The following is a 10,855-nucleotide window of genomic DNA, read 5'->3' on the forward strand; positions in this document are numbered from 1 at the left end:
AGTCAGTCAGGAGATGTCCGCCCGGCGGCTGGGCATCAGGCGCTCCAGCGCCACGTCGATGACGATGCCCCATACGCTGTAGAGCACCGAGCCCAGCAGCGCGTCCCAGAAGCTGGCCACGTGGAAGCCCTCCAGCAGGCCCGAGGCCATCTGGAAGGTGATGGCGTTGATCACGAACAGGAACAGGCCCAGCGTGAGCAAGGTCACGGGCAGCGTCAGGACCACCAGCAGCGGGCGCACCACGGCGTTCAGCAGGCCCAGCACCAGGGCCGCCAGCATGGCCGCGCCGAAATTCTTGACCTCGATGCCGCTGTCCCACTGGGACACCAGCAGCAGCGCCGCCGACAGCAGCAGCCATTTCAGAATCAGTTTCATGTGGACAGCATAGCGCCGCTTGGCCCATGATGCGGAGCGCATTCCCGTGACATAGCTGTCACGTTTGCGCGACTGGGCAGGGAAGACACCGGGCGCCGTGCCCGGCCTGGTCTCATAGTCTGCGGCTGTGCATCAATTGCTGGAATCTTTGCGCCGCGCCTTCGAGCGGCTCTTGAGCGGCACCACGCCTGCGAGCCGGTGCCTGATGGCCATTGCCCTCGCATCGCCCTTCTTCATCATCTACCTGGGGCTGCACCAGATCGCCCTGGTGTCGGACACCATCCGCCCCGGGGTGCGCCCGCCGGTGCTGTGGACTCTGCAGGCCGTGCTGGCGTTGGCCACGCTGGTGCTGGCGGGGGCCTGGTGGTACCTGTGGCCGCGCCGGCACCAGGCTGAGCCCGTGTCGGGTGTGGAACTGCTGGTGGCCCTGAGCATCGGCCTGGGCTATGTGGGCATCGCCGTGTGCGCGGGCGCCTTCTCGGCCGCGCCCACACAGGTGCTGATGGGCGTGCTCACCATCGGCCTGATGCTGCTGCAGTGGCGCACCATGCTGATCGCCTTCCTGGTGTGCGCGCCCATGTTCGGCGTGTTCGATGCCCTGATGGTGCTGGACGTGGTGCCTTATGCCCCCGCCGTCACGACGCAGGCCTTCCACAACGGTGAGCCGGTGTGGTGGTGGTCCCTGTGGCGGCACATGGTCTTCCACGTGGGCTGGGCTGTGGTGGCCGGGCTGATCTTCATGTTCTTCGGGCGGCTGGACGCGGTGCACGCCAAGCTCAACCGCCTGTCGACCACCGACGTGCTCACGGGGCTGGCCAACCGCCGCGCCTTCATGGCGCGCCTGAACGCCGAGCTGCGCCGCCAGGCGCGCACCGGGCGCCCCATGTCGCTGGTGCTGGTCGATGCGGACCACTTCAAGCGCATCAACGACACACATGGCCACCCCGCCGGTGACCAGGTGCTGGCCATGCTGGGCCGCCTGCTCTCGCTGGGGGTGCGCACGCCGGTGGACATGGCCGCGCGCCTGGGCGGCGAGGAGTTCGCCCTGCTGCTGCCCGACACCACCGTGGACGAGGCCGAGGCCGTGTGCTGGCGGCTGCAGCAGTTGCTGGCGGCCGAGTCCGTGCGCGCACCCTCGGGCGATGTGCTGCGGCTCACGGTCAGCATGGGCGTGGTCGAAGGGGTGGGCCAGCGGCCCGAGCAGTTGCTGCGCCAGGCCGACACCAACCTCTACCAGGCCAAGGCCCAAGGGCGCAACCGCGCGGTCTACTCGGTGTTGGGGCCCTTGCCTTCGGAGGTGCCCGCATGATCGCCGGCCTGCGTGAAGGGGTGGATGGCGCCCTGCGCCAGCGCCGCACCGCCATGGCCTGCGTGTGCTTCTCGCTGCTCACGGTACCGATCCTGCTGCTGCTGGCCGCCCTGCAGGGCTGGGCACTGACCCATGACGAGGTGCTGCAGTACTACCGCCCCGAGCGCCTGGCGGCCGTGCAGTGGGGCGTAGGCCTGCTGGCGCTGTGGCAGGTGCTGGTGGCCGGGCTGGCCTGGCAGCGGCGCGAATGGCTGCCCGAGCATGCGCCACGCTGGGCCGCCGCGGCCCTGGGGCCCGTGCTGATCGGCTGGTGTGCGCTGGCGCTGCTCTATGGTCTGCAGGACACGCCCATGGGCATGCTGCTGATCGAGATCCTGGTGTTCGCGCGGGCCTTCTTTCTGCTGCGCGACATCACGCCCTTGCTGGCGGCGGGGGCGGTGCTCATCGTGGGGCATGAGCTGCTGCATGGCCTGGGCGTGGTGAGCTATGCGCCCCTGTTGTCGCAACCCATGTTCGCGGGTGAGGAACTGTCCGACTGGTGGACCTGGTGGCTGCGCATCATGTTCAACGCCTCGGTGCTGCCGTTCGCCGCGGCGCTGTTCTACCTGTTCAGCAGCCTGGCTCGCCACCGGGCCGAGCTTGAAATGCTGGCGCGCACCGATGTGCTGACTGGCCTGGCCAACCGGCGCGAGTTCATGGCCCGCCTGGCCCAGGAAGCCCAGCGGCAGCAGCGCGGTGAGCGACCGCTGACCGTGGTGATGCTGGACGTGGACCACTTCAAACAGGTCAACGATACGCACGGCCATGCCGCGGGTGATCAGGTGCTGAGCAGCCTGGGCCGACTGCTGCAAGGTAGTGTCCGGCAGGAGGTGGACCTGGCCGCGCGCCTGGGTGGTGAAGAGTTCGCCCTGCTGCTGCCCGAAACCGATACCGAAGGCGCACAGCGCGTGGCCCGAAAGATCGTCGAGGCACTGCGCGGCACGCCCATCCACCATGGCAGCCAGTTGCTGCCCGTGACCATCAGCGCTGGCGTGGCACCGGTGCGTGATGGTGATGGCGAACGCGCCTTGCGCCTGGCCGACGACAGCCTGTACGAGGCCAAGCGGCAGGGGCGTGACCGCGTGGTGATGGCCATGGAGCCGCACGCCGACGCGATGCACTGAAGGCCTGGCCTTTCGGCGTGATGCCGCGGCGCATCACCATCCCCCCATGTTGAAGCGCGCCCCCTACCCCTAGGGATGGCTGGGCCCAGCACCCGCTGGGCACACTGGCCGTCCGCTTTGCCAAGGACTGCGGGCCATGGCGGGGTGACATATCAACAAACACGGCCTGGTCGGTGATCCAACGTGCTCGCGCGTGGACCAGGCGCGCATGACCGTTTGGGGGGATCACCTGTGGGTGGATACACCAGCATCGCGGCCGTCGGCAAGAGCATCGAGCGCCTGTTGGCGCGTGCTTTTGCGGAGCGTGAGCCCGTGCCGGGCAAGAACACCAAGGCCGTGCTGATCCGCACCGAAGACCTGGCTGATACCCTCGCCAACGAAGCCATCGGTGACCCTGCGCTGAGCATCCTGCTCTACCGTGTCGACTTCAACAAGGCGATGCGCGCCACCTGGTCCGCCGTGGGCCATGGCGATGGCAAAGGCCACCTCGCGCTCGACCTGCACTACCTGCTCACGCCCTGGGCCGAGAACGCCGAGTACCAGCACATGATCATCGGGCGCACCATGCAGACGCTGGAGCAGGTGCCCATGCTCAGCGGCCCCTTGCTCTACACGCCCACCTTGCCCAACAAGCCGATGTACGAGGGCGAGCCGGTGATGGCGCCCACCGATTCGGTGCAGCTGGTGCTCGAAGAGATCTCCACCGAGGCGCTGATGCGCACCTTCGATTCGCTGCCCAGCGACTACCGCCTGTCCGTGCCCTACGTGGCGCGCGTCGTGCGCATCGACACACGCGGCGAGACATTGCAGCCGCCGGTGGTCGACGCCGACATCCGACTGCGGAGCGCCTGATGAGCGAGGCCATGCTGCGTGATCTGCGACTGGAAGAGACGGTAGAGGTCGCCCGCGTGGGCTATCGGCTGGCGCTGGGGGTGCAATGGATCGATGCACTCACGCAGTTGCCGGTCGAATCGCCGGCTGGCGCCGCCTGGCTGAGCGATCTGGAGGCCATCGGCACGCGCCCCTTCGTGCAGCGCTTCGAGGCGCACAGCCAGGGCCGCCAGGCCATCCGCCATGCGGGCCGCTACCTCAAGCTGCTGGACCACACCGTGGCCGAAGGCGAGCCGTTGGGGCATGCCGTGCGTGCTTTCGGTTCGCGTGATGCGCGCCTCGCGGCCTATGCCATCGGGCAGGATCCGCGCCGCTACGTGCCGCGCCGCGTGGCCTTCACGCCGGTGCTGGCCAGCGGCATGCCGCCCGCCAGCATCGTCAACACACGCACCGCGTGGCTGTGGCCCGGCGCGGCCTACCCGGTGCCCAGCCGCAGCACGGGCCTGCGCGGCCGCATCCGCCGCGAAGTCTCGCCGGGCGTCAACGCCACCGTGCCCTGGGCCCGCGTCATCGCCACACGCGCGGGGGCGGGGCCGGCCAACTTCGCCACCGAGGCGCAGATCGGCTGGGCCCATGGCGATGACCGTGGCGAGTTCCTGCTGGTGCTGGGCCAGGGCTCGGTGTCCGGCGCGGCGGCCTTGCCTGCCGCCATCAACCTCAACGTGTGGGTGTTCCTGCCGCCCGCGCTGCCCGCCTTCAGCGCGGCCGACCCGCTGGCCAGCCTGCCGCTGGAGAACGCCGGCACCGACCCGCTCAACGATGTTCTCAAGGGGCTGGCCGTGCCGCCCACCTACGCGCCGCAAGCGGTGCGCAGCATCAGCCTGGCGCTGGGTGAGCTGCGTGCCATGAGCGACGCCGATCTGCTGTTCGTGTGACCTGGACCTTTTGATCCACCTGACCTGACCCGAGGGGAAGAGACCATGCCCGAGTACCTAGCACCAGGCGTCTATGTCGAGGAGGTGAGCTTTCGCGCCAAATCGATCGAAGGCGTGCCCACCAGCACCACCGGCTACGCGGGTGTCACGCGCTACGGGCCCGTGCCCTACACGGTGGGCAGCGTGGTGGCCACGGCCACCGAGCCGCGCCTGATCACCTCGTTCACCGAGTTCGAGCGCGTCTACGGCAGCCTGTACCCGCTGGAGCTGGCGTCTGATCCGGGCCGCGTGGCCTACGTGGCCCATGCGGCGCGTGCCTTCTTCAACAACGGTGGCAAGCGCCTGTACGTGTCGCGCGTGTTCCAGACCCCGGTGGCCGACATCGTCACCGGGGCGCGTGAGCCGGTCGACAACTACATCGCCAAGCTCACCGTGCCCACCTCCACCGGCGCCGCGCAATGGCGCGCGCGCTGGCCCGGTGTCGATGGCAACGTGCTGGTCGACACGCAGGTGGTGCGCAGCAAGAACATGGCCTTCAAGTACCCGGTGGTCAGCGGCGACATCCTGGCGCGCCACACCTGGGGCGTGCAGGTCAAGAACGTGCGCGCCGGCGCCGTGATCGAGCTGACCGTGCCCTCGGCCGAGGTGCCGCCGCAAAAGCCGCTGCAGGGCAACGACGCGCTGGTGCCGGCGCGCCTGTACGTGGTCAAGGTCGATGCCGACGGCAAGCAGACCTTCGTGAACAACGCCGGTGTCGAAGGCCCGCTGGCCGACGAGGCGGGCGTGCAGGCCGCCCTGGTCGAGCTGAAGGTGACGGTCTACGGCGCCGACAACCGCCTGGACGCCGTCAACGAGCTGGCCACGCACCCTGACCAGCGCCGCTACATCGGCAAGGTGCTCGAACTCAATGACCCCGAAGATGAAAACGCGCTGGTGTGGCTGCAATGGGCCCCAGGTGCCGATGAATGGGCGGCGGCCAGCTTGGCCGTGGGCCTTCAGGCGGCCGACAAGCGCCTGGCCGGCGGCAAGGACGGCGAGCTGCCCGGCCCCGACGACCTGCTCGGCCAGGAGGCCGACCCCGACGTGGTCACCAACAAGGCCACCGGCCTCGAGGCCCTGGGCGAGATCGAGGACATCGCCATCGTGGCCCTGCCCGATGCCGGTGCGCTGCTCAGCAAGGACACCGTCAAGGCCGCGGCCGACGCGCTGATCGGCCACGCCGAGAAGTACCGCTACCGCATCGCCGTGGTCGATGGCCAGGCCAACAGCTCGCTGACCGAGATCCGCGAGTTCCGCGGCCAGTTCGACAGCAAGTACGCGGCGCTCTACCACCCGTGGATCGAGATCCTGGACCCGCTGTTCCCGCCCGTGCCCGGCGTGCCGCCGCGCAAGCTGCTGCTGCCGCCGTCGGGCTTCGTGACCGGCATCTACGCGCGCAACGACATCGAGCGCGGCGTGCACAAGGCGCCGGCCAACGAGATCGTGCGCGGCCTGACCAAGTTCGAGATCAACATCAACAAGTCGCGCCAGGACGTGCTCAACCCCGAGGGCGTGAACTGCCTGCGTTTCTTCGAAGGCCGTGGCAACCGCGTGTGGGGCGCGCGCACGATGAGCTCGGATCCCGAGTGGAAGTACGTCAACGTGCGCCGGCTCTTCATCTACCTGGAGCACTCCATCGAGAAGGCCACGCAGTGGGCCGTGTTCGAGCCGAACAACGAGCGCCTGTGGACCAACCTGCGCCGCACGGTCGAGGACTTTTTGTACGTGCTGTGGCGTGACGGCGCCCTCATCGGCGCCAAGCCCGAAGAGGCCTTCTTCGTGCGCTGCGACCGCAGCACGATGACCCAGAACGACCTGGACAACGGCCGCCTGATCTGCCTCGTGGGCGTGGCCCCGAGCCGTCCGGCCGAGTTCGTGATCTTCCGTGTCGGCCAGTGGACGGCCGACGCCAAGTCCTGAGCACTGGAGCGCTGAACCATGGCAACCCTACGCAACAACCCCTACGGCGCCTTCAACTTCCTGGTTTCGCTGGGCAGCGGCGACGAGACCAATGTGATCGCCGGCTTCTCCGACGTGAGCGGCCTGGGCACCGAGATCAACTACTCCGAGTACCGCAGCGGCAACGACCTGGTCAACACCGTGCGCAAGGTGCCCAACACCTTCAAGCAGGAAGACGTCACGCTCAAGCGCGGCCTGATCGGCTCGACCGACCTGTTCCAGTGGGTCAAGTCCGTGCGCGAAGGCGCGGATGGCCGCCGCTCGGTCACCATCACCGTGCTCGACGAGGCGCGCAACCCGGTGGCGGCCTTCAAGCTCACCAACGCGCAGCCCAAGAAGTGGGTCGGCCCCACACTGGCGGCCAAGGGCGGCGGCGAGGTGGCGATGGAAGAGCTGCACCTCACGCACGAGGGCGTGGTGTACGAATGACGCAAATGATGTGGGTGATGCGCCAGGCCTCAGTGAGGCACTCGCATCGTCCCGCGCATCGCTGACACGCCAGAGCCATGCTCCAGTCCGCACGCACCCCCCTGGGTACCCCGGGCGCCTACGCGCTGCCCGAGGTGATCGCGCCATCGCTGAATCCTCAGCGCATGGACGTGTGCGCCTTCGTGGGCGTGGCGCCGCGCGGCCCGGCGCATGTGCCCGTGGTGGACCAGAACTGGCCCCTGCGCTGGGACATGGTCGACGAGGATTCGGGTCGGCCCCTGCGCCGCAGCGTGGCCGTGCCGGTGCGCAGCTTCGATGACTACGTGCATGTGTTCGGCGGCTTCGAAGGGCCTGGCGCGCTGCCGCAGGCCGTGGCCAGTTTCTTCGAGCAAGGTGGGCGCCAGGCCTGGGTGGTTCGCATCGTGCACGCGCGCGGTGCCGAATTCGGCGATGGTTGCGCGACCGGCACTTTGCAGGCCGCTTTCAGCTTGCCGCTGGGTTTCACCGCGCGCAACGAAGGCAGCTGGGGGCGGGGCCTGCGGCTGGCTTCGGGCTTCACCGCCACGGCCTTGAACTTCGATGCCTCGATGGCACCTGCTCTCAAGCTGGTGCTGCCCTTCAACACCACGGTGCAGCCTGGCGCTTTGCTGCGGCTGACGGACGCATCGGGCAACGCCACGCTCAGCCATGTCGATGCCTTGCACGCCGAGCGCGATGCACTGAATCCGGCCACGCGCTGGACGGCATCGCTGGCCGTGTCACCCGCTGCCGTGCCCGTGCGCGTGGATTTGGTCGAAGCCTGGCTGGAGATCGCCGATGGCGCCGGCCGCACCGAACGCTTCGAGCACCTGGCGCTGTCGCCCGAGCACCCGCAAGCGATGTCCACCGTGTTGTGCGAGCGCTCGACGCTGGTGTGGCCGCACAAGGACTGGGCCGGCCTGCGCCTGACACCGGCCGATGTGCGCGTGGAATTGCTGCGCGGCGAGGGCGGCCCTTTCAGCGGTGGCGACGATGCCTATGACGACATCGAACCATCCGACTTCTTCGACATCGCCTGGACACCGGCCGACGATGTGCCTGGCGATGGCATCACCGCCCTGGCCCCGGTCGATGCCGTGGCCGTGGTCGGCACGGCCAGCATCACGCAGCTGGTGGTGCCCGATCTGTACGTGCCCGCGCAATGGGCCGATCCACCACCGGTGCCGCCGCAGGTGCTGGGCTCGGCCGGCGCCGAGTTCGCGCCTTGCGTGGACACCGTGACCACGCCCGCCGTGCAGGCGGTGCCGCCCAGCGCGCTCACCGGCCTGATCCTCGATCCCCGCCTGCCCGGCGAGCTGGACACCATCATCCGTCTGCAACGCGATGTGGTCGCCTTCTGTGAGGCCACACAGGCCCAGATCGCGCTACTGGACGTGCCGCCGGGCCTGTCGCAAGGCCGCATCGAGCAATGGCGCGCGCGTTTCGACAGCTCGTGGGCGGCGGCCTACCACCCGTGGCTGGTGCCGGCCCGCCGGCAGGACCAGCCCTTGTATGGCCAGGATTCGGCCGCCGTGCGCGTGCGCCCGCTGCCGCCCAGCGCCGTGGCCGCCGGCATCGTCGCGCGGCGCGAGCTTGACAAGGGCATCCAGTACGGGCCGGCCAACGAGGTCGCCAGCCAGGTCATCCACGTGGCCGAAAGCCAGCCCGAAGGGCGGGCCGATGCGCTGCACCCGCTGGGCATCAACTGCTTCGTGCGCGGGCCGATGGGCATCGAGCTGGTGGCTGCGCGCACCTTGTCCAGCGAGCGTGACTGGCGCCAGCTCAGCGTGCGCCGCCTGATCCTGATGCTGCGCCGCACCCTGCTGGTGGACATGCAGTGGGCCGTGTTCGAGCCCAACGGCCCGCGCCTGTGGAGCGATCTGCGCCATGCCATCGAGAGCCTGCTGCGCGGGCTGTTCCAGGTGGGCGCCTTCGCGGGGCGCACCGAGGCCGAGTCCTTCTTCGTGCGCGTGCTGACCGAGCCCTGGCGCCTGGACCGTGGCGAGTTGCTGGTCGAGATCGGCGTGGCCCCGGCCGAGCCGCTGGAGTTCATCCTCGTGCGCCTGCGCCGCGAGGGCGACGGCACCCTCAACCTGGAAAGCTGAGGCAGCACGCCATGGCCGACAACGCCCTGCTCACCGCCTTCCGCTTCGAGGTGCGCCTGCTGCAATCGCCGCAGGTGCAGGCCGGCAAGCAGATCGTGCCCGGCGGCAAGGGGGCCGAGCAGCAAGGCTACACCCCGCCCACCGGCAGCAAGCTGCTGGCCGAAGGCGCCTTCCAGGATTGCTCGGGCCTGGAGATCGAGATGGACGTGCAGGAGTACGTGGAAGGCGGCCGCAACAACGGTGTGGTGCGCCGCGTGGGCCGTGCCAAGTTCCAGCCGCTGGTGCTCAAGCGCGGCATGTTCCATGCGCGCGAGGCTGGTGCCACGGTCGATCCGGCCCTGTGGCACTGGATGCAGCGCATCATCAATGGCGAGCGGCCGGTGCCGCGCTACGACGGCGTGATCCAGGTGATGAGCCCTGATGGCACCGTGCGCGCCACCTGGATGTTCGATCGTGGCCTGCCGTCCAAGATCAAGGGCCCCGAGCTGAACGCCCGCAGCGGCGAGGTCGCCATCGAAGAGCTGACCATCGCGCACGAAGGGCTGCGCCTGCTGCCGATGGAGGCGCAGACATGAAGCGGGTTGTCCAATGACCGCGCTCGCCAAGGCCCGCCTGGCCGAGATCACGGCCACCGACAACCCGACCGAGGTCAAGGACTCGTCGGTGCCGGTGCAGTTCAACCCCACCTCCTTGCGCGTGCAGATCGCCAACAAGACGGCGGGTGGCCAGCAGGCCGGTGCTCAGGCGCGCCAGCGGCCCGGCACGGGCGAGATGCAGGTCAGCTTCGACCTGGTCTTCGACACGGCCGACGAGGCGGGCGAAGGCGGCAAGGCCGTCGATGTGCTCAAGAAGACGGCCGATGTGGAGCGCTTCGTGCGGCCCAAGAGCAGCAAGCCGGGCGAGGAAGCGCCGCCGCGCGTGCTGTTCGAGTGGGGCAGCTTCCTGGTGCAGGGCACGATGGAGAGCGCCAACCTGGACCTGGATTTTTTCGATGCGGGCGGCACGCCGCTGCGCGCCAAGGTGGCCGTGACCATCAAGGGGCAGGATCCGCGCTGGACCTACCAGCCGCAGCCTGCGCCCTCCAACGCGAACCAGCCCAGCAACCCCTCTGGCGCCAAGACCGGCCTGCCGGCTGGCGCGCCCGGCACGCAGGGCAGCGCCAAGGCGCCCGACAAGGTGGTGCAGGCCATGCCGGGTGAAAGCCTGCAGCAACTGGCGGCGCGCCATGGGCTGGACCCATCGGCCTGGCGCGCACTGGCTGATGGCCTGGGCAATCCCTTGAAGCTGGGCCTGGGTCAGGAGGTGGCCTTGCCGCCCGGGCTGGGGCAGGGCGCTGCCACAGGCCGCCAGTCGCAAGGGCAGGATCCGGCGCGCAGCAATGCGCAGTTGCCGCTGGTGGGCGCGGGCAGCGTGCCGGCCTCGGCCGGGCCGTCGGCCCGCGCGATGAACGGTGTGACGGACTCTGCGTCGGGCAACGCCGCGGGCCGCACGGCGCCTGGCGATGCGCTGCGGCGCGGCCAGGCCGTGGCCAGCCAGGGTGGCCTGGGCCCGGCCATCGGCCAGGTGAAGGCGCAGGTTCACCAACAGGGCGCGCGTTTGAGCCTGGGCGCCTTCGGGCTGGGCGGTCAGCCCACGGCCGACACCGACGACCGCCCCTGGGGCATGGGCGTGCCGCTGCGCCCGCGCGTCGGC

Annotated in this window: 9 protein-coding genes and 1 pseudogene; 9 read left to right on the forward strand and 1 reads right to left on the reverse strand. The window is 69.4% G+C overall.

Features of this window, described 5'->3' with window-relative positions; translation table 11 throughout:
- Positions 1 to 6: 6 nt before the first annotated feature.
- Positions 7 to 375: a phage holin family protein gene (locus WAQ08_RS00500; protein ID WP_422188683.1), complete on the reverse strand. Its 369-nt coding sequence runs from the start codon at positions 373 to 375 to the stop codon at positions 7 to 9.
- Positions 376 to 580: 205 nt separating this feature from the next.
- On the opposite strand from WAQ08_RS00500, the gene WAQ08_RS00505 reads away from it, so the two are divergent.
- From WAQ08_RS00505 to WAQ08_RS00545, 9 genes and pseudogenes are all read left to right on the forward strand, one after another.
- Positions 581 to 1,684: a GGDEF domain-containing protein gene (locus WAQ08_RS00505; RefSeq protein WP_422188684.1), complete on the forward strand. Its 1,104-nt coding sequence runs from the start codon at positions 581 to 583 to the stop codon at positions 1,682 to 1,684.
- A complete protein-coding gene (locus WAQ08_RS00510) occupies positions 1,681 to 2,847 on the forward strand; it encodes a GGDEF domain-containing protein (protein WP_422188685.1) in 1,167 nt (388 codons plus the stop codon). The genes WAQ08_RS00505 and WAQ08_RS00510 overlap by 4 nt, the downstream gene beginning before the upstream one ends.
- A gap of 231 nt (positions 2,848 to 3,078) precedes the next feature.
- On the forward strand, positions 3,079 to 3,699 hold the full coding sequence (locus WAQ08_RS00515; protein WP_422188686.1) for a DUF4255 domain-containing protein: 621 nt from the start codon (positions 3,079 to 3,081) through the stop codon (positions 3,697 to 3,699).
- Positions 3,699 to 4,613 (forward strand): hypothetical protein, encoded by a 915-nt coding sequence (locus tag WAQ08_RS00520; RefSeq protein WP_422188687.1) that lies wholly within the window; start codon positions 3,699 to 3,701, stop codon positions 4,611 to 4,613. Before WAQ08_RS00515 ends, WAQ08_RS00520 begins: the two co-directional genes overlap by 1 nt.
- Before the next feature lie 45 nt (positions 4,614 to 4,658).
- Complete coding sequence (locus WAQ08_RS00525) at positions 4,659 to 6,572, forward strand: phage tail sheath family protein (protein WP_422188688.1); 1,914 nt, start codon at positions 4,659 to 4,661, stop codon at positions 6,570 to 6,572.
- An 18-nt stretch (positions 6,573 to 6,590) separates the two neighbouring features.
- Positions 6,591 to 7,040: a phage tail protein gene (locus WAQ08_RS00530; protein ID WP_422188689.1), complete on the forward strand. Its 450-nt coding sequence runs from the start codon at positions 6,591 to 6,593 to the stop codon at positions 7,038 to 7,040.
- A 77-nt stretch (positions 7,041 to 7,117) separates the two neighbouring features.
- Positions 7,118 to 9,163, forward strand: a complete 2,046-nt coding sequence (locus WAQ08_RS00535) for a phage tail sheath C-terminal domain-containing protein (RefSeq protein WP_422188690.1) — start codon at positions 7,118 to 7,120, stop codon at positions 9,161 to 9,163.
- Positions 9,164 to 9,174: 11 nt separating this feature from the next.
- On the forward strand, positions 9,175 to 9,738 hold the full coding sequence (locus WAQ08_RS00540; protein WP_422188691.1) for a phage tail protein: 564 nt from the start codon (positions 9,175 to 9,177) through the stop codon (positions 9,736 to 9,738).
- Positions 9,739 to 9,751: 13 nt separating this feature from the next.
- Positions 9,752 to 10,855: pseudogene (locus tag WAQ08_RS00545) on the forward strand (hypothetical protein); the annotation flags it as partial.

The sequence above is a fragment of the Aquabacterium sp. genome (genome assembly GCF_049274795.1).
Classification (GTDB): Bacteria; Pseudomonadota; Gammaproteobacteria; order Burkholderiales; family Burkholderiaceae_C; genus Aquabacterium.